The sequence below is a fragment of the Bradyrhizobium cosmicum genome (assembly GCF_032290525.1).
GTDB classification, from domain to species: domain Bacteria; phylum Pseudomonadota; class Alphaproteobacteria; order Rhizobiales; family Xanthobacteraceae; genus Bradyrhizobium; species Bradyrhizobium cosmicum_A.
Genome location: NZ_JASXTA010000002.1, coordinates 219,327 through 246,097, shown reverse-complemented (window position 1 = coordinate 246,097; position 26,771 = coordinate 219,327). Strand labels below are relative to the sequence as shown.

23 protein-coding genes are annotated in these 26,771 nt (G+C 64.2%); 14 read left to right on the top strand and 9 right to left on the bottom strand.

Translation table 11 applies throughout. The features are described 5' to 3' along the window. Nucleotides 1-8 precede the first annotated feature (8 nt). Nucleotides 9-3,167, top strand: coding sequence for a multidrug efflux RND transporter permease subunit (locus tag QSV46_RS04880; protein WP_314947273.1), 3,159 nt, complete (start codon nt 9-11; stop codon nt 3,165-3,167). Here the strand turns inward: QSV46_RS04880 and QSV46_RS04875 are convergent. Then, the gene (locus QSV46_RS04875; RefSeq protein WP_314947270.1) at nt 3,164-5,035 is read right to left on the bottom strand and encodes a cation:proton antiporter; all 1,872 of its coding nucleotides are present in this window, start codon (nt 5,033-5,035) and stop codon (nt 3,164-3,166) included. The two genes, QSV46_RS04880 and QSV46_RS04875, sit on opposite strands and share 4 nt — an antisense overlap. A gap of 437 nt (nt 5,036-5,472) precedes the next feature. Further along, nucleotides 5,473-6,645: an MFS transporter gene (locus tag QSV46_RS04870; RefSeq protein WP_314947266.1), complete on the bottom strand. Its 1,173-nt coding sequence runs from the start codon at nt 6,643-6,645 to the stop codon at nt 5,473-5,475. 60 nt (nt 6,646-6,705) lie between these two features. Here QSV46_RS04870 and QSV46_RS04865 point away from each other — a divergent pair, with 60 nt between their 5' ends. Both QSV46_RS04865 and QSV46_RS04860 read left to right on the top strand, forming a co-directional pair. Then, nucleotides 6,706-7,557, top strand: coding sequence for a helix-turn-helix transcriptional regulator (locus tag QSV46_RS04865; RefSeq protein ID WP_314947263.1), 852 nt, complete (start codon nt 6,706-6,708; stop codon nt 7,555-7,557). Between the two features lie 163 nt (nt 7,558-7,720). Then, the gene (locus QSV46_RS04860; protein ID WP_314947260.1) at nt 7,721-9,073 is read left to right on the top strand and encodes a malonyl-CoA decarboxylase; all 1,353 of its coding nucleotides are present in this window, start codon (nt 7,721-7,723) and stop codon (nt 9,071-9,073) included. A gap of 273 nt (nt 9,074-9,346) precedes the next feature. On the opposite strand, the gene QSV46_RS04855 is transcribed toward QSV46_RS04860, so the two are convergent. From QSV46_RS04855 to QSV46_RS04840, 4 genes are all read right to left on the bottom strand, one after another. Continuing rightward, on the bottom strand, nt 9,347-9,604 hold the full coding sequence (locus QSV46_RS04855; protein WP_011089470.1) for a DUF3297 family protein: 258 nt from the start codon (nt 9,602-9,604) through the stop codon (nt 9,347-9,349). Beyond that, entirely contained in the window at nt 9,601-10,077 is a 477-nt protein-coding gene (locus QSV46_RS04850) for a glutathione peroxidase (RefSeq protein WP_314947238.1), read from the bottom strand. Before QSV46_RS04850 ends, QSV46_RS04855 begins: the two co-directional genes overlap by 4 nt. Before the next feature lie 2 nt (nt 10,078-10,079). After that, on the bottom strand, nt 10,080-11,480 hold the full coding sequence (locus tag QSV46_RS04845; RefSeq protein ID WP_314947235.1) for an amidase family protein: 1,401 nt from the start codon (nt 11,478-11,480) through the stop codon (nt 10,080-10,082). Between the two features lie 135 nt (nt 11,481-11,615). Continuing rightward, on the bottom strand, nt 11,616-11,873 hold the full coding sequence (locus QSV46_RS04840; protein ID WP_129268170.1) for a DUF6894 family protein: 258 nt from the start codon (nt 11,871-11,873) through the stop codon (nt 11,616-11,618). 247 nt (nt 11,874-12,120) lie between these two features. Between QSV46_RS04840 and pqqA the strand changes: the two genes are divergently transcribed. The 11 genes from pqqA (at nt 12,121) to QSV46_RS04785 (ending at nt 23,721) form a co-directional block, all read left to right on the top strand. Beyond that, entirely contained in the window at nt 12,121-12,201 is an 81-nt protein-coding gene (gene pqqA, locus QSV46_RS04835) for a pyrroloquinoline quinone precursor peptide PqqA (RefSeq protein ID WP_007595659.1), read from the top strand. A gap of 118 nt (nt 12,202-12,319) precedes the next feature. Next, nucleotides 12,320-13,249, top strand: a complete 930-nt coding sequence (pqqB, locus tag QSV46_RS04830; RefSeq protein ID WP_314947227.1) for a pyrroloquinoline quinone biosynthesis protein PqqB — start codon at nt 12,320-12,322, stop codon at nt 13,247-13,249. Continuing rightward, a complete protein-coding gene (pqqC, locus tag QSV46_RS04825) occupies nt 13,246-14,025 on the top strand; it encodes a pyrroloquinoline-quinone synthase PqqC (RefSeq protein WP_314947225.1) in 780 nt (259 codons plus the stop codon). Before pqqB ends, pqqC begins: the two co-directional genes overlap by 4 nt. A 10-nt stretch (nt 14,026-14,035) precedes the next feature. Continuing rightward, entirely contained in the window at nt 14,036-14,347 is a 312-nt protein-coding gene (gene pqqD, locus QSV46_RS04820) for a pyrroloquinoline quinone biosynthesis peptide chaperone PqqD (RefSeq protein ID WP_314947223.1), read from the top strand. Then, nucleotides 14,344-15,537 (top strand): pyrroloquinoline quinone biosynthesis protein PqqE, encoded by a 1,194-nt coding sequence (gene pqqE, locus QSV46_RS04815; protein WP_314947220.1) that lies wholly within the window; start codon nt 14,344-14,346, stop codon nt 15,535-15,537. The genes pqqD and pqqE overlap by 4 nt, the downstream gene beginning before the upstream one ends. Beyond that, nucleotides 15,527-16,513, top strand: coding sequence for a prolyl aminopeptidase (pip, locus tag QSV46_RS04810; RefSeq protein ID WP_314947218.1), 987 nt, complete (start codon nt 15,527-15,529; stop codon nt 16,511-16,513). The genes pqqE and pip overlap by 11 nt, the downstream gene beginning before the upstream one ends. A 13-nt stretch (nt 16,514-16,526) precedes the next feature. After that, nucleotides 16,527-17,204, top strand: coding sequence for a DUF4286 family protein (locus QSV46_RS04805; protein ID WP_314947215.1), 678 nt, complete (start codon nt 16,527-16,529; stop codon nt 17,202-17,204). A gap of 234 nt (nt 17,205-17,438) precedes the next feature. Beyond that, a complete protein-coding gene (locus QSV46_RS04800; protein WP_314947212.1) occupies nt 17,439-19,238 on the top strand; it encodes an FAD-dependent oxidoreductase in 1,800 nt (599 codons plus the stop codon). Continuing rightward, nucleotides 19,208-21,055 carry a 2-oxoacid:acceptor oxidoreductase subunit alpha gene (locus QSV46_RS04795; RefSeq protein WP_314947209.1) on the top strand — a complete coding sequence of 616 codons (1,848 nt, stop codon included), beginning with the start codon at nt 19,208-19,210 and terminating at the stop codon, nt 21,053-21,055. The genes QSV46_RS04800 and QSV46_RS04795 overlap by 31 nt, the downstream gene beginning before the upstream one ends. A 166-nt stretch (nt 21,056-21,221) precedes the next feature. Then, nucleotides 21,222-22,277 carry a 2-oxoacid:ferredoxin oxidoreductase subunit beta gene (locus tag QSV46_RS04790; protein WP_314947207.1) on the top strand — a complete coding sequence of 352 codons (1,056 nt, stop codon included), beginning with the start codon at nt 21,222-21,224 and terminating at the stop codon, nt 22,275-22,277. Nucleotides 22,278-22,401: 124 nt separating this feature from the next. After that, the gene (locus QSV46_RS04785; RefSeq protein ID WP_314947204.1) at nt 22,402-23,721 is read left to right on the top strand and encodes an adenylate/guanylate cyclase domain-containing protein; all 1,320 of its coding nucleotides are present in this window, start codon (nt 22,402-22,404) and stop codon (nt 23,719-23,721) included. Here the strand turns inward: QSV46_RS04785 and QSV46_RS04780 are convergent. The 3 genes from QSV46_RS04780 to QSV46_RS04770 all read right to left on the bottom strand — a co-directional run bounded on the left by QSV46_RS04780 (nt 23,714) and on the right by QSV46_RS04770 (nt 26,537). Then, the gene (locus tag QSV46_RS04780; protein WP_314947201.1) at nt 23,714-24,139 is read right to left on the bottom strand and encodes a DUF4399 domain-containing protein; all 426 of its coding nucleotides are present in this window, start codon (nt 24,137-24,139) and stop codon (nt 23,714-23,716) included. The genes QSV46_RS04785 and QSV46_RS04780 overlap by 8 nt on opposite strands. A gap of 17 nt (nt 24,140-24,156) precedes the next feature. After that, entirely contained in the window at nt 24,157-25,677 is a 1,521-nt protein-coding gene (locus QSV46_RS04775) for an SUMF1/EgtB/PvdO family nonheme iron enzyme (RefSeq protein WP_314947198.1), read from the bottom strand. Between the two features lie 269 nt (nt 25,678-25,946). After that, entirely contained in the window at nt 25,947-26,537 is a 591-nt protein-coding gene (locus QSV46_RS04770) for an STM3941 family protein (protein ID WP_314947195.1), read from the bottom strand. Nucleotides 26,538-26,771: the final 234 nt, after the last annotated feature.

Here is a 26,771-nt window from a genome sequence, read left to right as displayed (position 1 = left end):
CGCCGGCCATGATCTCAAAGTTCTTCATCGAGCGGCCGGTCCTCTCGAACGTCATTGCGCTCCTGATGATTCTGATCGGCGGCGTCGCGCTGTTCAACCTCGCGATCGCGCAATATCCCGACGTGGTGCCGCCGACGGTGCAGGTCACAACGCGCTACCCCGGCGCCAGCGCCAAGACCGTGATCGACACCGTGGCGCTGCCGATCGAGCAGCAGGTCAACGGCGTCGAGGACATGCTCTACATGCAGTCCTACAGCGGCTCCGACGGCACCTATACGCTGACCGTGACCTTCAAGATCGGCACCGACCTCAACTTCGCGCAGGTGCTGGTGCAGAACCGCGTCTCCAGCGCACTGTCGCAATTGCCGCAGGCCGTGCAGAACCAGGGCGTCACCGTGCAGAAGCGGTCGACCTCGATCCTGCTGTTCGTGACGCTGACCTCGCCCGACTCGACGTATGACAGCCTCTATTTGAGCAACTACGCCACCATCAACATCCGCGACGAGCTCTCCCGCCTGCCCGGCGTCGGCAACGTCACGGTGTTCGGCGCGGGCCAGTACTCGATGCGGGTGTGGCTCGATCCGAACAAGCTGCAAGTCCGTGGCCTCGTGCCCCAGGACGTGATCCAGGCGATCCAGCAGCAGAGCCAGCAGGTCTCCGCCGGCCAGGTCGGCGCGCCGCCGACGCCGCCGGGCCAGGCGTTCCAGTACACGCTCAACGTCAACGGCCGGCTCGACGACACCACCCAGTTCGAGAACATCATCGTCAAATCAGGCACCAGCGGCGATGTCACGCGGGTGCGCGACGTCGGCTGGGTCGAACTCGGCGCGCAGACCTACAGCCAGATCTTCTCGCTGAACAAGCAGCCCGCCGTCGGCATCGGCGTGTTCCAGTCGCCCGGCGCCAACGCGCTCCAGGTCGAGCAGGCCGTCGAGAAGAAGATGGCCGAGCTCGCCAAGGCCTTCCCGCAGGGGATGAGGTACGACACGCCGTTCGACACCACCAAGTTCGTACAGGCCTCGGTGCACGAGGTCTACATGACCCTGATCGAGGCCGGCCTGCTCGTGCTGGTCGTGATTCTGGTGTTCTTGCAGGACTGGCGCGCGATGCTGGTGCCGGCGACGACCGTGCCTGTCACCATCATCGGCGCGTTCGCGGCGATGGCGGCGCTCGGCTTCACCATCAACATGTCGACGCTGTTTGCCATCGTGCTCGCGATCGGCATCGTGGTCGACGACGCCATCGTCGTGGTCGAGGGCGCAGCCCACAACATCGAGCAGGGCATGAACGGCCACGACGCCGCGATCAAGGCGATGGACCAGCTGTTTGCCCCGATCGTCGGCATCACGCTGGTGCTGATCTCGGTGTTCCTGCCGGCTTCGTTCCTCGCGGGCCTCACCGGGCGCATCTATTCGCAATTCGCGCTGGTGATCGCGGCGACCGCGCTGCTGTCCGCAATCAACGCTGCAACGTTGAAGCCGACGCAATGCGCGCTCTGGCTGCGGCCGACGGTGCCGCCCGAGCAGCGCAATTTCTTCTACCGCGGCTTCAACGCCGTCTATGACCGCGTCGAGCGGGGCTACACGCGGCTGATTGGCGTGCTGTGCAGGAACAGCACGATCTCGGTCGCGTTCGCACTGGTGCTGATCGGGGTCGGCGGCTATGGCCTGTCGCGGGTGCCGACGGGCTTCCTGCCGATCGAGGACCAGGGCTACCTGATCGCCGCCGTGCAGCTTCCCGACGGTGCTTCGCTGGAACGTACCCAGAAGGTGCTCGACCAAGCGAGCGAGCTCATCAAGGACACGCCTGGCGTCCAGCAGGTCATCACCATCGCCGGCATCTCCGCGCTCGACAACAGCGCGAGCCTTGCCAATGCCGGCGTCGCCTACATCATCCTGAAGGACTGGGAGGCGCGCAAAGGACCTGGCGAAGATTTGCGCTCGCTGGTGTACGGCCTGAACGACAAGCTCGCGACCATCATGGAAGCGCGCACCCTGGTGCTGCCGCCGCCGCCCATTCAAGGCATCGGCAACGCAGCCGGCTTCTCGATGCAGGTCGAGCTGCGCGACGGCAACAGCGATTTCGCAAAGCTCCAGGCGATCACCGGCGCGATGGTTTTCAACGGGCAGAGCCAGAGCGCGCTGCAGCGCGTGCAGTCCTCGTTCCGCTCGTCGGTGCCGCAATTCAACGTCGAGATCGACCGCGTCAAGACCCAGACCCTGCACGTCACCACCGATCAGGTGTTCTCGGCGCTGTCGACCTATCTCGGCTCGTCCTACGTCAATCAGTTCAACAAGTTCGGCCGCGTGTTCCAGGTCTACACCCAGGCCGATCCGGCGTTCCGCATCACCGAACGTGACATCGCCAACATGATGGTGCGCAATTCGAACGGCGACATGATCCCGATCGGCACCGTCGCCACCATCACGCCGGCCACCGGCCCGTCGCTGATCAGCCTCTACAATCTCTATCCCTCCTCGACCGTGATCGGCCTGCCGGCGCAGGGCTACTCCTCCGGCCAATCGCTGAAGCTGATGGAGGAGATTGCGGACAAGACGCTGCCGCCGGGCACCGGCTACGAATGGACCGCGATGTCGTATCAGGAGAAGGCGGTCTCCAACCAGATCTACTGGGTGTTCGGCCTTGCCATGCTGCTGGTCTATCTCGTGCTCGCCGGCCAGTACGAGAGCTGGTACGCGCCGATCTCGGTGATCCTCGCGGTGCCGCTGTCGCTGATCGGGCCCATGCTGATCCTCAATGCCTTGAAGATCGATAACAACCTCTATTGCCAGATCGGCCTGATCCTGCTGATCGCGCTGTCGGCCAAGAACGCGATCCTGATCGTCGAGGTCGGGCTCGAGCTGCACGGCCGCGACGGCAAGCCGGTGCTGGAAAGTGCGATCGAGGCGGCGCGCGCCCGCTTCCGCCCGATCCTGATGACCTCGTTCGCCTTCATCCTCGGCGTGGTGCCGCTGGTGATCGCGACCGGCGCCGGCGCCAGCGCGCGCAAGTCGATCGGCATCACCGTGTTCTCGGGCATGCTGGCCTCGACCTGCCTTGCGGTGCTGTTCGTGCCCGCCTTCTTCGTGGTGGTGCAGCGCTTCGAGAACTGGCGTGCGTCGAAGAAGGTGCCGAAGGCGCAACCAGTGCCGGAGCTGAAGTCTTAGGCCTTCTCCGCCGGCGCCCGGCGCGCCTCGCCGCTCGATACCAGCAGCACCGAGACCTTCGATTGCCTGAGCACCGCGTCGGCGACGCCGCCGAAGGAGAGATGGTCGGCCTGGATGCGATCGACGCCCATGACGACGAGATCGGCATCGGTGGTGTCGATCTCCCGCAGGATCGCTGCCTCCGGCGCCCGGTTCACGCGCAGCGTCGTGGTGATGTCGACCTCGTAGCGGGCGGCGAGGTCGCTGGCGTCCTTCAGGATGCCTGCCTCCTGGCTCAGACCGTGGGACACCCCGCGCTGCGCGCCCTTGTCGCGCGTCGTCGCGACATAGATCACCCGCAGCGAGCCTGATCCGGCTTGCGCGAGCGCGACCGCGACCTCGGCACCGCGCTTGGACACCCCGCTGCCGGAGACAGGCACGAGGATATTGAGCGCGTCCGGCATCGGCTGCTTCAGATGCTTGCCTTTGGCGGCGACGATGGCCAGTGGGCCTTCGAATTTTGCGGCGATGTGCTCGATCTTCCGATCAAAGCGATCCTTGGCGGCGGCGACCTTGTCGATGCCGACGACGAGGAGGTCAAAGCCCTTGCGCGCCTCCTCGGCGATGGTCTCGCCGAGCTCCGCGCGCCTGGCACGGGTGAGGACATCGACGTTGCCGGTATCGCCATCGCCATCGGCGGAGACGGTTTCGGCGGCCTTCTTCACAACGGCTTCGTGGCTCTCCTCCTCGTCGCGGACCTTCTCCTGCTCCGCGGCGCGCTTGCCGATATGCAGCACGGTGATCGGCAGGCCGCGCGTGCCGGCGATCAAGCCGGCGATATGGGCTGCGAAGGTGGCGTTGACGCTTTCGTCGACGGCCAGCAGGGGACGCTCGAGGTTGGCGACGAAGCCGCGCTTCTCGAATTCTTCCCGCTCCAGCCGCTCCCTCTCCTCGTTGTTCATCGGTAGCTTCGCCAGGGCCGCGCGCAGCATCGGGGGCATCGCCATCGTGGTCACGATCGCCATGGTCACGATCATCGTGAACAGGTTCTGGCTGAGCACGCCGATCGAGAGGCCGATGGTGGCGATGATGACCTCGGTCGAGCCGCGCGCGTTCATCCCGCTCGCGAGCGCCAGCGACTCTCGATAATTCAGCCGGCCCAGCGTGCCGCCGACAAAGGCGCCGCCGAACTTGCCGACGCTGGCGATCACGACCAGCAAGCCGGTGAGCATCAGCAGATCGGGGTCACGGAGCACCGACAGGTCGGCGCTGAGACCCGCGAGGCCGAAGAACACCGGCATGAAAAAGCTCGAGATCAATCCGCGCAGGCGCTCGTCGATCTGCCTCGTCAGGATCGGGGACTCGCCGACGAGGATGCCGGCGACGAAGGCGCCGAGCACGGTGTGGACACCGATCAGATGCGTGATCAGCGCCATGACGGACATCAGCAGCAGAATGACCGTGATGACCGCCGCCGCGCTGACCAGATTGTCGTTGGCCCAGCGGATGAGCTGGAACACCAGGAGATCGGTCTCCATGCCGGTGAGCAACAACAGCAGCAGGATGCCGAACTGGGCGATGCCGTCGATCATCGCCTTCTGCTCGGGCGTCTTGGGGAAGATCGCGTGCTGCGCTTCCGGCCAGATCCAGCCGAGCAGCGACGGCCCGAGGATGATGCCGGCGAGCAATTCGCCGATCACCGACGGCTGGCCGATCCGCTGCATGATCTCGCCGAGGCCGCGCCCGACGGCCATCAACAGCACGATCTGCACCACCAGCAGGAATTCGGACGGGCCGGACGACTTGCCGGCCTCGGCGCCGGCCGCAACGGTGGTGAGGACAAGCGCCGCGGGGACAAGGCTGACCGGACGGAGCAGGCGCCACTGCATGCAGGTGTCTTTCCCCCTTCAAACGTCCTGGCAAGATGCCGAGGCCACAGTGAATAGAACTTGCGGGAGGTGGAACGGGTTCCTGCGCTCGCGGCGGCGTTGAGGGGGCGAAACAAAAAGCGCGAAAACAACCCCATGCACAGTAAAGATGGGATTGAAAAAGCTTGAGAAATTTCGGCGTTGCCGAAACGACTTGCTCCGTCGGGCAAAACACCGGCATAATGGCATTGTGGGGCATGCGTGACATGCCGCGCTCATTGCGAGCTTCGCCGTCAGTCTCGTGTCCCGGACGCGCTGCAACGCCTTGGCGTTGCTGCGCAGAGCCGGGACCCAGGAGCCGCCGAACCTGCTGCTGCATGGGCCCCGGCTCTGCAGCGCATCGCTGAAGTAGCGCTGCGCTGCGTCCGGGGCACGAGATCGGAGCGATTGTACTCCCCTCACACCGCCTGCGGCGTCCGGATCTCGCGCGGCAGGATGATCGCGGCGGCGATCGCGAGCAGGCAGAGACCTGCGAAGGCGTGCAGCATCGTGACGAAGCCGCCCTGCTCGTAGAGCCAGGCCACCAAGCCGACCGAGGCGCCCGCGGCGGTGAAGCCGATGAAATAGCGCACGGCATAGGCGCGCGAGCGCCATTCCTCGCTGGTGTACTTGCCGACCATGGCGTCATTCACCGTGACCTGCCCGAACGCACCCATGACGATGCCGATCGAGACCAGGATCAGCGGCAGATTGTTCAGGCTGGCCGCCAAATAGAGGAACGGCGCCAGCATGAAGGACAGCGGCAGCGCCACCGCCTTGAGCGAATAGCGGTCGAGCAGGCGGCCGATCGTGTACTGCGTCATCGCGCCGAACACGTAGACGCAGGCCGCGATGACGCCGAGCAGCGCCGGGCTCTTGGTGAGGTCCGCGAGCCGTTCGGCGAACAGCTTTGGCAGCGCGACGGTGACGGCGTTGAAGGTGGTCGAGATCGCGATTACGACGATGAGCAGCGACAGGATCACGCGCCACATGTCCTGCTTGGCGACGCGCGCCTGCGCCGCCGCCTGCTTGCTGCCCTTGCGGTCCTCGTGCACGACCATCATCGCGAAGGCGATGCCGATCAGGATGGTGACGACACCGGGGACGATGAAGGCAAAGCGCCAGCCGAGATATTGTCCGATCACGCCGGTGACCAGCGCGGAGGAGGCGACGCCGAGATTGCCCCAGACGCCGTTGATGCCCATCTCGCGGCCGAGCCGGTCGGCATAGGACACGATCATGGCGGTGCCGACCGGGTGGTAGATCGAGGCGAAGACGCCGATTGCGAACAACGCCGCGCCAAGCTGAACCTGCGTCTGCACGAAGCCGACCGAGATCATGGACAGGCCGATGCCGACGAAGAAGATCAGCATCATGTGGCGGCGGCTCCAGCGATCCCCCAGCCAGCCGGTGATCAGCGAGCCCGCGCCGAAGGCCACGAAGCCCGGCGTCGCGTACGGCAAGAGTTCCGAATAGGCCATGCCGAGCGCCGGCCCCATGATGATCACGGCGGCGGCGAAGATCAGCATCGCATAATGGTCGATGAAATGGCCTGCGTTGACGAAACCGATCACCCGGCTGGGGCTGTTCATTCCGAATCCTCTCCTGCTCCGAAATGGGTTATAGGTCGGAGGCATGATGGGATGCTGCCAATGACTGTCTTGGAAACGCCAATCCTGCGGGAGGTCCGGAGCAACCATCGCTCGCCCACCGGCGTGCATCTGGTCGCACGCGACTATCCCACGGGGATGCGGATCGATCCGCACCTGCACCGCGAGTCGCAGCTGATCTATGCGGCCAAAGGCACGATGCAGGTGACGACGCCCGAGGGGCGCTGGCTGGTGCCGCCCGACCGCGCGGTCTGGGTGCCGGCCGGGCTCCAGCATGCCATCGATCTGCTCGCCGACATCGAGATGCGCACGCTGTATTTCGATCTGTCCTGGCTGAAGCGCGAACAGCGCTATGAGGGCCTGACCAGGGAATTCGTGGTGCGGGTGTCGCCGCTGCTGAACCAGGCGATCCTCGCGCTGTTCGACGCGCGCAATACCGATGAGCGCACCGAGCTGCTGGTCCGCCTGGTGATGCTGGAATTGCACCAGGCCGAGGATTCCGCGACCTTCGTGCCGCTGCCGCACGAGCCGCGCTGCCGGCGCGCGGCGATGATCGTGCTCGACGACCCCACCGGCCTGCACGACATCGACACGCTGGCGCGCGAGGTCGGAACCTCCGCACGCACGCTGTCGCGGCTGTTCTCGGCCGAGACGCAGCTGAGCTTCAAGAGCTGGTGCCAGCGGGCCCGCATCGCCGCGGCGATCCAGCGGCTGTCCACGGATGCCAATGTCTCGGTGAAGCAGCTCGCCACCCAGCTCGGTTATGCCAGCGTGCCCGCGTTCTCGGCCGCATTCCGCCAGGTCACGGGGCGGACGCCGACGGAGTTTGCCACACACTCGCTGTCATCGCCCGACTTGACCGGGCGATCCAGTACTCCGAGACGGAGCGGCTAGGGCCGAGAAGCCGCTACGTACTGGATGCCCCGGGGCATGACAGCGTTCTTTGGAGCGCATAGCACCGCTAAAGATACAAAATTCCCCTGCTTGATTGTGATCGGCTTCCGCCTAAATCCCGTGTAAGATTCCCGCACCGCACAAACCGGATTCGAAAGCCCAGATGGCCAACGCCTTCTTCTCCGACCTGCTCGCCACCATCTCCGAGCGCGGCCGTACGCTGCTGCGCCGGGGGGACGGTGTTGACACCAAACGAGACGCCGAGGGGCTGATCGAGCTCTGCGGTGCGCTGCTGTCGGGCCGGGGCGAAGCTTCCGGCACAGCCATGGCGCGCGAGGTGCTCGATCTCTACCAGGATCTGGATATGGCAGGACGCCGCGCCTTCTTCGAGGCGCTGGTGCGCGATTTCGGCCCCGACCGGGAACGGCTGTCCAGGGCGATCGAAAAATGGCGCGCTCAGCCCAGCGACGAGGATGCCAGCTCGCTGCACTTCGCCTCCGAGCCGCGGCGGCAGGAGCTGATCCGCCGGCTCAACCGCGCGCCGGGCGGCACCGGCGATCTCGTCAACATGCGCGCCGATCTGCTCGGCATGATGAACGGGCACACCGATCTCGCCGCGCTCGATCGCGACGTCTCGCATCTTCTCTCTTCGTGGTTCAACAGGGGGTTTCTCGTGCTGCGCAGGATCGACTGGTCGACCCCGGCCAACATCCTCGAAAAGATCATCCGTTACGAAGCCGTGCACGAGATCAGCGACTGGGACGATCTGCGCCGCCGCATCGATCCGGTCGACCGGCGCTGCTACGCGTTCTTCCATCCCGCGATGGTGGACGAGCCGCTGATCTTCGTCGAGGTGGCGCTGACCGAGACGATCCCCGGCGCGATTGCGCCGCTGCTTGCGGTCGACCGTCAGCATCTGCCGATCGAGCGCGCACGCACCGCCGTGTTCTATTCGATCTCCAACACCCAGCGGGGCCTTGGCGGCATCTCGTTCGGCAGCTTCCTGATCAAGCAGGTGGTCGAGGAGCTCCGCCGCGAGACGCCGAAACTCGACACCTTCGTAACGCTGTCGCCGGTGCCGGGCTTCATGTCATGGATCAAGCAGGACAAGGACCTGCCGCTGTCGGACGAGGACCGCGAGATCCTCAAGCGCCTCGACGATCCCAAATGGTATGAGAACCCCGAGACCACCACGCTGCTCCGCGGCGTGATCGAACCGCTGGCGGCGCATTACTTCCTGAAGGCGCGCACGCCGAAGGGCAAGCTGATCGACTCGGTCGCCCGATTCCATCTCGGCAACGGCGCCCGGCTCGAGCGCATCAACTGGTTAGGAGACCTCTCGCCGAAGGGCGTGCGCGAATCCGCAGGCGTGATGGTCAACTACCTCTACCGCCTCGACGACATCGAGAAGAACCACGAGGCCTACGCCAATGACGGCGAGGTCGTGGCGTCGAGCGCGGTGAAGAAGCTCTTGAAGGGCGAAGGGCGGCGGCTGCTGGACATGCGGCTGTCGTAGCTACAACCTGGCTGTCATCGTCCGCGAAGGCGGACGATCCAGTATTCCAGAGGCGGCAGTGCTTAAGCCGAGAGGCTGCGGCGTACTGGATGCCCCGCCTGCGCGGGGCATGACGACGGAATTTGAGGATGCGTTGCGCGAGAAGTGAACGGCCGAGGTGCAGCCGGACCGTCGCCCTTCGAGGCTCGCCGAAAAGGCGAGCACCTCAGGATGACGGTGATACATTTGGGCGCGCGGCGCCTCCACGTCGTCATTGTCGTGACGGCTGCGCCGTTACTTCTTGTCCCGGAAATACGGCTCGACCGGGCCGTGCACCTTGATGGTCAGCGGGTTGCCGTGGCGGTCCTTGGCGTTGCCGGCGGTGACGCGGACCCAGCCTTCGCTGATGCAGTACTCCTCGACATTGGTCTTCTCGATGCCCTTGAAGCGGATGCCGACGTCGCGCGCCAGGATGTCCGCGTTGTAATAGGGACTGTTCGGATCGACCGACAGGCGGTCGGGAAATTCGTCGCTCATGATTGTCTCGCTCATAACAGGGTCTCGATTTGCTGCCGCAATCCTTCGGGCCGCGCCGTCGGCGCGTAGCGCGCGATCACCTTGCCGGCACGGTCCACCAGGAATTTGGTGAAATTCCATTTGATGGATGCACCGAGCAGTCCGGATTGCTGCCGTTTCAGGTACTCATACAGAGGGTGCGCATGGGCGCCGTTGACGTCGATCTTCTCGAACAGGGGAAAGGTGACGTCGTAATTGGTCGAGCAGAACGCCTGGATCTCGTCGGCTTGCCCCGGCTCCTGCGCGCCGAACTGGTTGCAGGGAAAGCCGAGCACCGAGAAGCCGCGCGGGGAGAGATCGCGATAGAGATCCTCCAGCCCGCGATATTGCGGCGTGAAGCCGCATTTGCTCGCGGTGTTGACGATCAACAGCACCTGTCCTTCGAAGCGCTTCATCGGCACTTCGTCGCCGGCGAGCGAGTTGGCCTTGAAGTCGTAGATCGCAGACATCGCTAACCTACGGGGTCGATCGGCGACGGCGGCACGCCGCCCGCCTCGATCGCTTCGCCTGCAAGGAGACACAGATCCTCGCGATAGCGGCCGGACACGATATGCACGCCGACCGGCGCCTTGCCGACGAGACCGGTGGAGACCACGAGACCCGGCAATCCCATGAAGGGAGTTGCGATCTGCGGCAGCTGCGCTTCCCAGACCCGCTTGAAGGACTCCTCGTCCTTGCGGTCGAGATGATCCGGGAACGGCAGTTCGCCGGAGACCGGCGTCAGCAGCACCGCATATTTTTCGAAGAACAGCATCCAGTCGCGGGTCAGCGTGGCTCTTCGGGTCAGCGCCTTGGCGTAATTCGCCTGGTCCATCGGCGTAACCCTGCCGCGGTTGCCGCGCAGACAGGCCAGCGCACCGGGATCGCCTTCGCGCTCGGCCATCTCGAGCTGCGCCTCGTACCCGTCGCCGAGCCAGAGCTTGACCTGCCACTCGACCGCTTCGCGCATCGGCGGGGTATTCTCGATCGTCTCCACAGTCCAGCCGGCGCGCTCGAGCCGCTTGCCGGCGTCGGTCACCGCGGCCTTCACCTCCGGCGTGGTGGCGAGGCCGTCCGGATTGAGGCAGAGCGCGGCGCGCTTGGGCCGCGACGGGCCTTGCAGCGGCGCCGGCACGAACCAGGGATCGCGGATGTCGCGGGCCGACATGGCTTCGAGCGAAATCCGCAAGTCGTTGATCGTGCGGGCCAGCGGCCCCGACACCGCCATGATCTGCGGCCCGATCGGGCGTTCCGGCAGCGCCGGGTTGAAGGCCGGGATGCGGCCCAAAGTCGGACGCAGGCCATGCACGCCGCAGGCATAGGCGGGATAGCGGATCGACCCCGCGATATCGGTGCCGTGGGCGATGTGGCCGATGCCGGCCGCGACCGCCGAGCCGGCGCCGCCGGACGAGCCACCCGGCGTCAGCGAGGCGTCGCGGGGGTTCTTGGTGTCGCCGTGGACCAGATTGGTGGTGAACCAGCGATAGGAGAAGGCCGGGCAATTGGTGCGGCCGAGCAAAATGGCGCCCGATTTCCGGAAATTGGCGACCACCGGATTGTCCTCGCGCGCGATCAAATCGCGCTGGAGTTTCAGGCCGTTGGTGGTGGCAAAGCCCTCCTGGTCGACATTGGCCTTGATGGTCACGGGCACACCGGCGAGCAGGCCGGGATCCTCTCCCCGGGCGATGGCGGCATCGACGGCGTCAGCCTGCTTCAGCACGTCGTCCGGACGGTGGTCGATCACCGCGTTGAGCTGGGGATTGACGGCGTCGAGGCGGGCGAGGCCGGCCTTTGCCGCCTCCCTGGCGGACACTTTTTTGGTTTTGACGAGGGTGGCGAGGTCGGCGGCCGACAGGCGCCAGAGATCTTGCATGGCTTGCTCCGTATGACCGGCGTCTTTTAGCGCCGGGAACGCGGCAAAGCCATGCGGATTTCGCAGGGGCGAAGGGGGTGTCTTGCCGGGTGGTGCCTCATTCTCCGTCATTGCGACGGGGAGAGAGCGGGGACCCTAATGCCTTGTCGCGGACTGGTCCGGGACGTCCAGCAGGGCCTCGGTGAAGGGGAATTCCAGCACGATTTCGCCGTCGTCGTCGGTCACCTCGATGACCGCCTCCATCAGCGCCGGCTGGGTCCCCTCGGATTTCAGCACCTCCAGGATCATCTGGCGGGCGACCTCCCAGGCGCGATCGGGGTTGCGCAGATCCTCTCCGTCAGGATCCACGATCAGTTCGTCGCCGATACGGGTGTTGAAGAAGTATTTTGGCATCGCCGAATTCCGCTTGGGTCGCCTGTACCGGATTGAAAGCTGCACTGCACTCTCAACTGCTTTATCAGGACAGGGTTCGCGACCGAATGCGCTATGCGCAAGGCAGCGTCCCCGGAAGTGATGTTCCACCAGCATTTTCGCGCCGCAACATGGCTTTTCTCGGGAAGATTTCACTAGCGAACTTTTCCGCCGGCATTAGTTTAAGCCATGGGCGGATACGTCCGAATTCGCGAAATGGAGAGCCGAAATGGCCTGGAAAGCCCCGAAGATCGTCGAAGTGCCTTGCGGCATGGAAATCAACATGTATGTGAGCGCCACCCGCAAGTAAGCGGTTGGTGAGTTTGCGTTCTGCGCAGGTGGATCTTTCGGTCACGATGCATGTCCGGAAGACAGGATTTGTGTCGGCGTGAGGTCCACCTCGCGACATTGCCTCCAGGAGACGTAACATGCTTCGCGTCGTCGTCCTGGGCGCCGGGGCTGGCGGCGGAGTTCCGCAATGGAATTGCGGGTGTGAGGGCTGCCGGGCGGCACGTAGCCGCGGCCAGGAGTTCCACCGGACACAGGCCTCAGTCGCATTCAGCGGCGACGGCGAGCACTGGTTCCTGATCAACGCCTCCCCCGATCTTCGCCAGCAATTGAACGCCACGCCGCAGCTGCATCCCAGGGCCGGCGCGTTGCGCCATACGCCTGTTGCAGGCGTGATCCTGACCAACAGCGAAGTGGATGCGGTGGCGGGCCTGCTGTCGATGCGCGAGGGCTCGCCGTTTACGGTCTATGCGCATGAGAAGGTGCTGGCGATCCTTGCCAGCAACAGCATCTTCAACGTGCTCAACGAGAAGAATGTACAGCGCCAGCCGATGTCCATCCGCGAGCCGTTCGAGCCGCGGCTGCCCGATGGTGCGCGCTCTGGATTAGAGGTGCTGCCCTTTGCGGTGCCGGGCAAATCGGCCTGGTATCTCGAAGGCAAGGCGCATCCGGGCGGCGAGACTGGCGACGGCGATACGCTGGGGCTGAAGATCACCGACAAGTCCACGGGCAAGTGCTTCTACTTCATTGCCGCCTGCGCCGAAATCACCGATGCGCTCAAGGCCGAGATCGATGGCGCTTCGCTGGTGTTCTTCGACGGCACGGTCTGGCAGGACGACGAGATGGTCAAAGCCGGGCTCGGCCACAAGACCGGCAAGAGCATGGGCCATGTCGCGATGTCGGGCGAGGATGGCGCGATCGCGCGGCTGGCCGATCTCACACTCGACAGGAAGATCTTTCTGCATATCAATAACTCGAATCCGGCGCTGCTGCCTGATACGCCCGAGCGCAAAGTCGTTGAGGCGGCGGGCTGGCAGATCCCCGCCGACGGAACGGAGATCGTGCTGTGAATGCCGCGTCACTGACTGGAATGACCGCGCTCTCGATCGGCAAGGACATCAGGCTCACCAGCGCCGATGAACTCGAGGCGACGCTGCGCCATATCGGGGCGACGCGCTATCACAGCCTGCACCCGTTCCATAAGCTGCTGCACGGCGGCAAGCTGAACAAGGGCCAGGTGCAGGCCTGGGCGCTGAACCGCTACTATTACCAGAGCACGATCCCGATCAAGGACGCGGTGGTGATCTCCCGCTTCCGCGACCGCGCCACGCGGCTGGAATGGCGCCACCGCATCGAGGACCATGACGGCGATGTCGGCAGCGAGGGCGGCATCGAGCGCTGGCTGAAACTGACCGAAGGCCTTGGGCTCGACACGGCTTACGTGGAATCCACCGAAGGCATCTTGCCGGCGACGCGTTTTGCGGTCGAAGCCTATGTGCACTATTGCCGCGAGAAGTCGCCGCTGGAGGCGATCGCCTCCTCGCTCACCGAATTGTTCGCGCCGAACCTGCACGAGGAGCGCATCTCCGGCATGCTGGAGCACTATGACTTCGTCAATCCCGACATCATGAGCTACTTCAAGCGCCGCCTGGCGCAGGCGCCGCGCGATGCCGGCTTTGCGCTCGACTACGTCAAGGCGCACGCCACGACGCCGGAGCAGCGCGCGCAGGTGTGCAATGCGCTGATCTTCAAGACCAACGTGCTGTGGGTGCAGCTCGATGCGCTCCAGCACGCCTATGTCGAGGGCCACATTCCGCCGGGCGCATTCGTGCCCAAAGCGAGCTGAGGAACAATCGATGGCCGGGCCGCGGAACATCAACGTCAGCGAGGCGAGCCGCCCGGTGCTGCCGCGGCACGCCAAGTTGAAATATGACGAAACGCGACAAGTCTGGGTGATCCTGGCGCCGGAACGGGTGCTGGCGCCGGACGAGATCGCGGTCGAGGTCTTGCAGCTCTGCAACGGCGAGCGCAATGTCGGCCACGTCGCGGATCAGCTGGCGGCGAAATACGCCGCGCCGCGCGAGGCGATTCTGGCCGACGTCATCGTCATGCTGCAGGATCTCGCCGACAAGGGCTTCCTCACCGAAGCCCGGGAGAAGACGTCATGAGCGATGTGCTCGGCAATCCCCCGCCCGACACCAGCGACAGCCTCGCGGTGCTGGAGAAGAGCCGCTCGACCGCGGAGACGTTCGGCATTCCGCTTGCCGTGCTGCTCGAGATCACCCATCGCTGCCCGCTGCAATGTCCCTATTGCTCCAACCCGGTCGAGCTCGACCGCTCGGGCAAGGAGCTGACGACCGACGAATGGAAGAAGGTGCTGAGCGAGCTCGCCGAGATCGGCGTGCTCCAGGTGCATTTCTCCGGCGGCGAGCCGACGGCGCGGAAGGACCTGGTCGAGCTGGTCAAGCATGCCAGCGACGTCGGCCTCTACACCAACCTCATCACCTCGGCCGTGCTGCTGACGCGCGAGCGGCTGAGCGACCTTGCGGACGCCGGTCTCTGCCATGTGCAGATCTCTTTCCAAGCCGTCGAGGAAGGCCTCGCCGATCGCGTCGCCGGCTACAAAAACGGACACCGCAAGAAGCTCGAGGTCGCCAAGTGGACGCGCGAGCTGGACCTGCCGCTCACCGTGAACGCGGTGATGCACCGGCAGAACCTGCATCAGCTCCCCGACATCATCCAGATGTCGGTCGATCTCGATGCCGACCGGCTCGAGGTCGCCAATGTGCAATATTACGGCTGGGCGCTGAAGAACCGCGCCGCCTTGATGCCGTCGGTGGCGCAGCTGGAGGAGTGTACGCGCATCGTCGAGGAGGCGCGCGAACGGCACAAGGGCCGGCTGACAATCGACTACGTCGTCCCCGACTATTACGCGCTGCGGCCGAAGAAATGCATGGGCGGCTGGGGCCGGCAGTTCTTCAACATCTCGCCCGCCGGCAAGGTGCTGCCCTGCCACGCCGCCGAGAGCATCACCGGGCTCGACTTCGAATCCGTGCGCTCCAACCATTCGATCGCCTGGATCTGGCAGAACTCGGACGCCTTCAACTGCTATCGCGGCACCGGCTGGATGAAGGAGCCGTGCAAGAGTTGCGAATTCCGCGAGATCGATTTCGGCGGCTGCCGCTGCCAGGCCTTTGCGCTGACGGGCGATGCCGCCAACACCGATCCGGCCTGCGCGCTGTCGCCGCTGCACGAGACCATCTTCAAGCAGGCCGAGCGCGAGGCCGAGGGCGAGACCAACCGCTTCCTCTATCGCAATTTTGCCGGCGGCACTTTGGAATCCGAGAATGGTGCCTGACGCCGATGCGGCCGCAGCGGTCAGACGCGCCGATCCCTTTGCGCCGCTGACCTCCGACATGCTCGACGTCGGCGACGGCCACGAGCTCTATGTCGAGAGCGTCGGCCGCGCCGACGGCATTCCCGCCATCTATCTGCATGGCGGCCCCGGCAGCGGCTGCCAGCCCGACCATCGCCGGCTGTTCGATCCCGACCGCTTCCATGCCGTGCTGTTCGACCAGCGCGGCTGCGGCCGCAGCCGTCCGAAGGGATCGCGCGCGCACAATACGACCGCGCACCTGATCGCGGACATGGAGAGGATCCGCGAGAAATTCGCTATCTCGCGCTGGATGGTGGTCGGCGGCTCCTGGGGCGCGACGCTGGCGCTGGCTTATGCGCAAGCGCATCCCGAGCGCGTTTCCGACATCGCGCTCCGCGCGACGTTTCTGGGCACGCGGGCGGAAGTCGAGACGGCCTTCACCTCGCGCCTGTCGCAATTCTATCCCGCGCTCCATGACGATTTTCTGAGCGTGCTGCCGCCTGAGGAGCGCGTGCATCCTGTGGATGCCTATTGGCGCCGCATCCTCGATGCCGATCCGGCGGTGCATGGTCCGGCGTCGCGGGCCTGGCACGACACCGAGCGCGCCTTGTCGGAGCATAAGGCCGCAAAGACGCGGCTGGACCTGGCATCACTGAACGTCTGGCGCACGTTGCCGGCGACGCCGTTCATGGAGGCGCATTACTTCGTCAACAACTCCTTCATGAGCGAAGACCAGCTGTTGCGAAACGCCGGCCGGCTCGAAGGCATTCCCGGCATTATCGTGCAGGGCCGCTACGACCTGTTGTGCCCTCCTGAGACATCCCGAGCGCTCGCGAAAGTTTGGCCGGGTTCCGAGATTCGGATCGTGGAAGAAGCCGGACATTCGCTCTATGATGCCGGCGTGAGAGACGCGGTCATGAAGTCGATCGCCGATCTCGCGACGAATGCCGCGCGATGAGAGGACAAGAAAAATGCCGCTCGCCGGGAAAGGCATGCTGCTGACGTCGATGAATGTCGACGTTTCAGACGAACCCGATTTCAACCGTTGGTACGATCGCGAGCATCTGGAAGAGCGCATCGCGATCGAGGGATTTCTGGAGGCGCGGCGCTATGTCGCGCACGCCGCCAATCCCAAATATCTCTCGCTGTATTCGACCGCGACGCTCGACGTACTCGACAGTCCCGCCTACCGGGCGCGGCTCGCGACCCCGACCGACTGGTCGCGGCGGACCATGGCGAATTTCAAGAACATGCTGCGCGTGGTCGCGCGCATCACCATCAGCAAGGGTGCCGGCCGTGGCGCTGCGCTCGGCCTCGTGCGGCTGCGGCCGACGCCGGAGAATGCAATCGTCTGGCGTGATGCACTGCAAGAAAAGCTGGCGCCGGACACGCGCGAGGGCATCATCTCGATGCACCTGCTCGAAAGCGAGCCGGAATTGTCCGGCACAACGGCGGACATTCCAGCGGTTCGCAACGAAGGCGCACGCGACTGGTTCGTGCTGATCGACGGCACCCATGTCGGCGCGGTCTCGGCCGTCATTGCCGAACGCTTCACTGGCCCTGCTGCATCGCCCTTCCCGCTTCCAGTCTCGGTCGGCACCTACAGCCTAATGTGGGATCTCGCGAAGAGCGACATCGCGCGCAACTAAAGCAGCCATCCGCAACGCAGCATATTGCACCGCCGCATTGCGCGCGGCCGTTAATGCTGTGCGCGCGCAGCTCCTATGAAAGCCGGTGATCGACCAAATTTGCCGTTGTACTTCGGAACGGTTCTAATAAGCTAACCTAATGACGTCATTCAGAAACCAGATCGACGCGCTTTAGCGTTCGCCAAGCTCAAGAAAAGGCCGCGGGGTCTTTGAGCCTGCGCGGACAGGGTAGGAATGAAACCGACCGATATCGCGGCCCCCGACTACTTTCACAAAGTGGTCGATTGCCAATGGGCCTGTCCTGCGCACACCCCGGTTCCCGAATACATCCGACTGATCGCCCAAGGCCGCTACGGCGACGCCTACATGATCAACTGGAAATCGAACGTGTTTCCGGGAATTCTCGGACGCACCTGCGATCGTCCCTGCGAGCCGGCGTGCCGGCGCGGACGCGTCGAGGAAACACCCGTCGCGATCTGCCGGCTCAAGCGCGTCGCCGCGGACTTTAAGGACGACATCAGGCAGCGCCTGCCGCGGCCCGGCCCCAAGAACGGCAAGCGCATCGCGCTGGTCGGCGGCGGTCCCGCCTCGCTGACCGTGGCGCGCGATTTGGCACCGCTCGGCTATCACTGCACCGTGTTCGACGGCGATCCGGAAGCCGGCGGCATGATGCGCACGCAGATCCCGAAATTCCGCCTGCCCAATTCGGTGATCGACGAGGAGACCGGCTACATCCTCGATCTCGGCGTCGAGTTCAAAGGCGGCCACCGTATCGAGAGCATAAAGGCGCTGCTCGCGGAGAAGTATGACGCGGTCTTCGTCGGCTCCGGCGCGCCGCGCGGCCGTGAACTCGACATTCCCGGTCGGAAAGAGGCCGCCGCCAACATCCATATCGGCATCGAATGGCTGGCCTCGGTTTCGTTCGGCCACATCGACAAGATCGGCAAGCGCGTGATCGTGCTCGGCGGCGGCAACACGGCAATGGATTGCTGCCGCACCGCACGCCGGCTCGGCGGCGAAGACGTGAAGGTCGTCGTCCGCTCCGGCTTCGAGGAGATGAAGGCCTCGCCCTGGGAAAAGGAAGACGCGCTCCACGAGGACATTCCGATCCTCAACTTCCTCGTCCCCGTCGCATTCGTCCACACCGGCGGCAAGCTCACCGGCATCACCTTCCAGAAGGTGAAGGCCGAATACGATTCCAAGGGCCGCCGCAACCTCGTTCCCTCCGGCGAGCCGGACCAGACCATCGCATGCGACGACGTGCTGGTCGCGGTCGGCCAGGAGAACGCCTTCCCCTGGATCGAGCAGGATTGCGGCATCGAGTTCGACAAATGGCACATGCCCAAGGTCGATCCGAAGACCTTCGTCTCGACCAATCCAAAGGTGTTCTTCGGCGGCGACGCCGCGTTCGGGCCGAAGAACATCATCTGGGCGGTCGCGCACGGCCATGACGCCGCGCTGTCGATCCACAAGATGCTCTCGGGCGAAGACATCACCGAACGCCCGCTGCCGGAGGTGCAAATCTCCTCGCAGAAGATGGGCATCCACGAATGGAGCTATGACAACGACATCTCCAACGACAAGCGCTTCAAGGTGCCGCATCGCGACAAGGTGATCGCGCTGAAGGACATCCGCGCCGAGGTCGAGCTCGGCTACGACGTCAAGCTCGCGCTGGGCGAAGCCGAGCGCTGCCTGAACTGCGACGTCCAGACCGTGTTCTCGACCTCGCTCTGCATCGAATGCGATGCCTGCGTCGACATCTGCCCGATGGACTGCATCACCTTCACCGCCAACGGCGAGGAAGACGATCTGCGCCAGCGCCTCAAGGCGCCCTCGCCGCATCCGGACCAGGACCTCTACGTGTCCAGCGATCTCAAGACCGGGCGTGTGATGGTGAAGGACGAAGACGTCTGCCTGCATTGCGGGCTGTGCGCCGAGCGTTGTCCCACCGGCGCCTGGGACATGCAGAAATATTTCATCGAGATGACTAACGCAGGTTCGACATGTCCGACAAGAAGCCGCTCAGCAGCGTAAACGACTTCGTCGTCCGCTTCGCCAACGTCAACGGCTCGGGCTCGGCCAGCGCCAACGAGATGTTCGCGCGCGCGATCCTGCGCCACGGCGTGCCGGTCTCACCGCGCAACATCTTCCCCTCCAACATCCAGGGCCTGCCGACCTGGTACGAGGTACGGGTGACCGAAGACGGCCATCTCGGCGCCCGCGGCGGCGTCGACATGATGGTGGCGATGAACCCGCAGACCTGGGACAAGGATGTCGCGGGCATCGAGCCCGGCGGCTACCTGTTCTACGACTCCACCAAGCCGATGCCGTCGACCAAATTCCGCGACGACATCACCGTGATCGGCGTGCCGCTCACCGCGATCACCAACTCGACCTACACCGATCCGCGCCAGCGCCAGCTGTTCAAGAACATCATCTATCTGGGCAGCCTGTCGGCGCTGCTCGACATGGATCCCAAGCTGATCGAGCAATTGATCGGCGAGCAGTACAAGGGCAAGGAGAAGCTGCTCTCCTCCAATGTCCATGCGCTGCATCTCGGCCGCGACTGGGCGCTGCAGAATTTGAAATGCCCGATCGGGCTGCGGGTGAAGAAATCCGACAAGGTCGGCGACCGCATCTTCATCGAGGGCAACAGCGCGGCCGCGCTCGGTGCCGTCTATGGCGGCGCCACGGTGTGCGCCTGGTATCCGATCACGCCGTCCTCGTCGGTGGCCGAGGCCTTCACCGCCCACTGCAAGAAGTACCGTCACGATCCGGAAACCGGCAAGGCGAAATACGCGATCGTGCAGGGCGAGGACGAGCTGGCCTCGATCGGCATCGTGATCGGCGCCTCCTGGAACGGCGCCCGTGCCTTCACCGCGACCTCCGGCCCCGGCATCTCCCTGATGACCGAGTTCATCGGCCTCTCATACTTCGCCGAGATTCCGGCCGTGATCATGAACATCCAGCGCGCCGGTCCCTCCACGGGCATGCCGACCCGCACCCAGCAATGCGACATCATCGCCTGCGCCTATGCCTCGCATGGCGATACCAAGCATGTGCTGTTGTTCCCCGAGGATCCGGCCGAGGCCTTCGAGTTCGCTGCCGCCGCTTTCGATCTTGCCGAGCGGCTCCAGACCACGATCTTCCTGATGCTCGACCTCGACATCGGCATGAACCACCGGCTCTGCCGTCCGCTGAAGTGGGACGACGCCAGGCAATATGACCGCGGCAAGGTCATGACCGCGGAGATGCTGGAGGAAGGCCGCGACTTCGGCCGTTATCTCGACGTCGACGGCGATGGCATCCCCTACCGTACCTATCCCGGCGCGCATCCGACCAAAGGCTCCTACTTCACCCGCGGCACCTCGCGCGATCGCTATGCGCGTTACTCCGAGGAAGGCTCGGTCTACGCCGACAACATGCAGCGCCTGGTGCGCAAGTTCGAAACCGCGCAGGACCTCGTGCCGCGGCCGCTGCAGGCCAACGCCGAGCGACCGACCAAATATGGCGTGATCTATTTCGGCTCGACCTCGCCCGCGATGGACGAGGCGATCGGATTGCTCGAGGCACGCGGCCATCAGCTCGACCGTCTGCGCATCCGCGCCTTCCCGTTCCACTCCAGCGTGGCGAGCTTCCTTGCCGAGCACGACTTCGTCTACGTGGTCGAGCAAAACCGCGACGCCCAGCTCCGCCAGCTCATCGTCAACGAGAACGGCATCGACCCGGTACGGCTGGTGCCGATCGTGCATTACGACGGCACCCCGATCACCGCCCGCTTCATCGCAAAAGCCATTGGCGACCACCAGGATCAACTCAAGGTGACCCCGCTCCGCAAGGCCGTATCATGATTTGCGCGTTACTCTCTCCGTCGTCATGCCCGGGCATAGCCGTCCGAAGGACGGCGTCGCTTCCGCTCGCCTATGCCCGGGCATCCACGCCTTTCTTCTCTCCGGCCAGAACGTGGATGGCCGGGACAAGCCCGACCATGACGCGGCTGGGATCGCAGGTGCTCGCATGACCTATATTGCCAAGCCGAAGTTCCACCATCCCGGGCTCAAGAAGAACGACCTCGGCTACACCCATCGCGACTACGAGGGCAAGATCTCGACGCTGTGCGCCGGCTGCGGCCACGATTCGATCACGGCCTCGATCATCGAGGCCTGCTATGAGCTGTCGATCGAGCCGCACCGGGTGGCAAAGATTTCCGGCATCGGTTGCTCGTCGAAGACGCCGGACTATTTTCTCGGCAATTCGCACGGCTTCAACTCCGTGCACGGCCGCATGCCAAGCGTGCTGACGGGCGCCAATCTCGCCAACCGCGACCTGATCTATCTCGGCGTCTCCGGCGACGGCGATTCCGCCTCGATCGGCTTCGGTCAGTTCGCGCATTCGATCCGGCGCGGCGTCAACATGACCTATATCGTCGAAAACAACGGCGTCTACGGCCTGACCAAGGGCCAGTTCTCGGCGACCGCCGACCGCGGCTCGAAGTCCAAGAAGGGCGTGACCAACACCGACAATGCCATCGACCTCGTCGCGATCGCGCTGCAGCTGGGCGCCACCTTCGTGGCGCGCAGCTTCTCCGGCGACAAGACCCAGCTCGTGCCGCTGATCGCTGCCGCGATCCGTCACAAGGGCTCGTCCTTCATCGATGTCATTAGCCCCTGCATCGCCTTCAACAACCACGCCGGCTCGACCAAGAGTTTTGACTACGTCCGCGAGCACAATGACGCGGTGAATCGGCTCGACGTGCTGGTCGGCCGCGACCCCATCGCCGTGGACTATGCGCCGGGCACGGTGCAAATGGTCGAGCAGCACGACGGCAGCAAGATCGCGCTGCGCAAGATCGACGCCGATTACGATCCGCATGACCGGCTTGGCGCGATGACCTTCCTGCAGAAGCACGCCGCCAAGGGCCAGATCGTCACCGGTCTGCTCTATGTCGATCCCGACGCGGAAGATCTGCACGCGCATCTCGACACGGTCGAGACGCCCCTCAATACGCTGGAGGCGGACACGCTGTGTCCGGGCTCAGCGGCACTGGACAAGTTCAACGCCAGCCTGCGGTGAGGGACCCGAATCGCGATTAGCAGGCGGGCTCGTCCACGAACTCACTTTCGCCTTTTGGACAGAGCGACCGGCTTTCCGCGCGCATCTCTAGTTTGCTATGGTTCACCGGCAGGAAGGGACCAGGATGCAGCCCATCACGCAATATGCCAGGAGCGGAGACGTCCACATCGCCTACCAGGCGTTCGGCGATGGTCCGATCAATCTGGTTCTGGTGCCGGGCTTCGTGTCCAACGTCGAGAACTATTGGGAGCAACCCGACTTCGCTCGGTTCCTAACTCGGCTTGCGAGCTACGCCCGGGTCGTGACCTTCGACAAACGAGGCACCGGCGGATCCGATCGTGTCGGAGAGCTTCCCGGGCTCGACATTCGCATGGACGATCTGCGCGCCGTCATGGATGCGGCGGGCATGGATCAGGCAGCCCTACTCGGCATCTCCGAAGGTGCGCCGCTCTCCATCCTGTTCGCTGCCACCTATCCTGACCGGTGCCGCGCGCTAGCCCTTTACGGCAGCTTTTCCCGTTTCTCCTTTTGGTTTCCGACCAACGAGGCCCTCGAAACGTTCTTCGGCTATGTCGAAAAAGCCTGGGGGACCGGCGGCAGTCTCCAAAAATTCGCGCCCTCGCGGGCGAACGATGCCGCATTCCAACGCTGGTGGGGACGCAACGAGCGATTGGGCGCAAGCCCAGCCGCAGTCACAGCCTTGATGCGCATGAACAGCCAGATCGAAATCAGCGGCGTATTGCAAGCGGTTCGTGTGCCGACCCTGGTCATTCACCGGACCGATGACCAGGTCGTCAACATCGAGGGCGGGCGCGACGTCGCCGCGCGGATTCCCGGAGCGCGTCTGGCGGAATTTTCCGGCGTCGATCATCTCTTCTATGTCGGAGAGAATGCCAACGACATCTCCGACACGATCGAGGAATTTCTGACAGGATCCCGCGGGGCGACCCCTATCGATCGCGTGCTGGCCACTGTGCTGTTCACCGATATTGTCGGTTCGACCGAAAAAGCTGCTGCGCTTGGCGACCGCCGCTGGCGCGCTCTGCTTGACGACCACCACGCGATGATCCGCGCGGTTCTCACCCGCTTTCGCGGCCGCGAGGTCAAGACGACTGGCGACGGATTTTTAGCGACGTTCGACGGTCCGGCGCGCGGTGTCCGCTGCGCCTGCGTCATTGCGGACGAGATCAAGTCTCTCGGCATCGACATCCGTGCCGGCCTTCATACCGGTGAGTGCGAAATGATCGGTGACGATGTCGCCGGGATTGCCGTCCACATCGGCGCTCGCGTCGCAGGCCTAGCGAAGGCCGGCGAAGTTCTAGTATCAAGCACCGTCAAGGACCTCGTGGCCGGGTCGGGGATTCGCTTTAGCGGCCGGGGTACGGTGCCGCTGAAAGGCATCCCGGGCGAATGGCAGGTTTTTGCCGCCGAAGGCGCTACCTGACCCGCACCGTGATTTTGCTCGACACGACAGGCGGCTCAAACGGATAGTGCTTCGCGTCGCCCAGCACCAGTTGCAGCGTGTGCGTCCCGGGTGGAAGTTCGAGCAGGGTTTCGGTCTGCCCCGCCCCAAAGTGCAGATGCGACTTGTCCTGCGGGATTGGCTCCTTGGGATCGATGGGATCGTTGACGTCGACCAGCAAATGATGATGGCCGGCGTTCTGGTACTCGTCGCCGGCGTGCGTCACGCCCATATTGCGCAAGCCGAACCGGACCCAGAATCCGCCACGAACCTTCTGCCCGTCACGCGGGGTGATGAAATAAAGCTTGGCGTCTTTGGGAGCGGTCTTGCCCTGCGGATAGGCGACGCCGGGGAGCAATGCAAGCGCCGCCGCCAGGGCGGCGCAACGAATGATCTGCATCGAAACGACTCCAGCACTCAAGGACTTAGAGCAACGCGGAATCCATGCGTCGGATAACGAACATTGGTATCGTAGCCATCGCGGTTGGACGGCCTCACATATCTCGAATCGTTCTTCCATGAACCCGAGCGCAGGACGTGGGACGAGCAGTCCCCGCCGGTCCATGCCGAGCCGTCATTCGGTGCGCCCTGATAGGTCCTGCGCCAGCAGTCCTCGACCCACTGATCGACTCCGCCCCCCATGTCGTGGAGGCCGAACGGATTCGGCTTGAAGCTGCCGACCTTCGCCGGCTGCTCGGCCGCGAACTCACCGCAATCCTTGCATCCGGCCATGCCCGGCTGGAGCTTGTCGCCCCACCAATATTTCGTCTGGGTCCCGCCGCGCGCGGCGTATTCCCATTCGGCCTCGCTCGGAAGCCGGTAAGGCTTCTTCGCGGTCCGCGCGAGCCAGGCCACATATTGCTGTGCGTCGGTCCAGCTCACATCGGTAATCGGCGCATTGTCCTTGCCGATGGCTGTGAAGCCGCACGCCTTTGCGGCCGCGCATTCGTTCCATTCCTGCACGGTCACCGGATATTTGCCGATCGAGAACGGCTTGACCGTGACCTGGTGGACGGGACGTTCGGTCGGGTCGTCATTGCTTCCCATCGCGAAAGTGCCGCCGCGAATGGCGATCATCTCGGGTTCGCGGAGCGGCGGCGGCGATTGGCTAGGCGCCGGCGCAGGCGACGAAGCCAACGAGGGCGACGGTTGCGGCGTCTGCACGGCCGCTTCGCGGGACGAAGGCTGCGGACTCGGGGATGCGACTGGAGATGCGGTTGGCGCGGCGGCCTGCTCGCCCACCCTGCCGGGCTGCACCAGCAAGTACCAGAGCACGCCCGTGGCAATCATCAGTACCGTGATGCTCAGGAGAAAGATCAGGACATTCTCGCGACGGCCGCGCGTTCTGCCAATCGCATCTGCGTCCGGCAGGACGCGATACACGCGCACCGGATCGGTGATGTTCTTGACCTTGCGATCCCCGAGCGACTCATAGCCGCACACCACCTTGTGCTTGATCTGTTCGTAGATCGCGCCTGAGATATAGACCTGACCAGGCTCGGCAATGCCCTCAATGCGTGACGCAATGTTGACGCCATCGCCGTAGACGTCGTCCGGCTCGATGATGACATCACCGAGATTGACGCCAATCCGATATTCGATCCGGGAGTCCTTCGGAAGCGAAGCGTTGCGCCCGATGAGATTCTGCTGGATGACGATGCTGCATCGAACCGCCTCGACGGGACTGTCGAAGATCGCGATGAAGCCGTCTCCCGTCGTCTTCACCAATGCTCCATGGTGTTCGACGATGCTGGGCTGGATGAGATCCCGCTCGATCCGCTTGACGCGGACATGCGTGCCTTCCTCGTCGGCCTGCATCAAGCGGCTGTAGGACGCGATGTCACCGACGATGATGGCTGCAAGACGACGAGGCCCTACCCCGCCATGCGGAGGCGGCTCATCCTGATTTCCGGATCTGAAGTTGCGAATTTCGCCCATTGCGTGAACTCCACAAACTTGCAAAGGCGGTGAACTTACGACTCCGAATTTCCAGCTGTCGGTAAAGACTATCACATTGACGATCCGCGACAATGTCGTAGGAATCGTCGGCGCCGAGTTCCCAGGCAGAATCGCCGCAAGGATTTGAACCTTCTCGACCGACTGCGGACTAAGCCTCGCGCGCCCCCCCGGCAACGCCGGCCTATGCCTGCTTCGACCGCCGCTGCGATGCGCGGCGTCATATCCGATGCCGGCAATTCCTCGCGGCCTTAGCTGACGGCCTCGGGCTCAGGCTCCGGCTCCGGCTCCGGCACTGCGTGGTCCGAAGGAGCCGGTCGTCCGGCACCCCAATATTGCTTGCAGGTCTCGAGCAATGTTTCGACGTCCATGGTCAGGCCGCCCGCATTGACGATCACACCGTCAGCGCCGAGCGCCTTGTTCATCAGCGACAAGGCGCGCGTCAGAAATCCCCCGGAGAATCGGCGGGCGACAAGGGGATCGAGCTTAAGCACCACGAACTTCTGCCCGAGCTGCTGCCAGCTGACGATCTTCCGCACGGAGCTCCAGGCAATGGTCTCGTCGGCAAGCCTGGTGTCGCGAATGCCGACACGGCTGATGAAGACCACCGGCTCCCTGGATGAGAGCAATCTCCAGAGCATCCTGCAGGTGCCAAGGCCGAAAAACACCGCGCCCACATAGCAGAGGGCGACCTCGAACGTGGTGATGTTCTTGCCTTGCTGCCAGCTGAATGCGAGCGTAGCGCAGAGCAGCGTCAGCAGCAGGCCGGCGCCAAAAAAAATCAGCAGCCGTCCCCGGGATTGGCCGATCGTAACGTTGGGCAAATTCTGACCTACGGACATGTTCGACCGCCACCCAGCCCTTTGCGACAACCTGCGTTTTATCGATGCCTCTCGTTCCAGAGTCCTAAGGCGGGAACCTTGCGCGAGGCTCCCCACGGAGGCCGCTCGATATCGCCTGAACGCGCGGCGCTCGGCCTACGACTAACCGCCAGTTGGCCCCGTCGTCCCGATGCGGGCCGGCAAGGCCTCTCGCGCCCGGTGCGATCATGAAGCTTGCCCTCGCTCTTCCGCTTG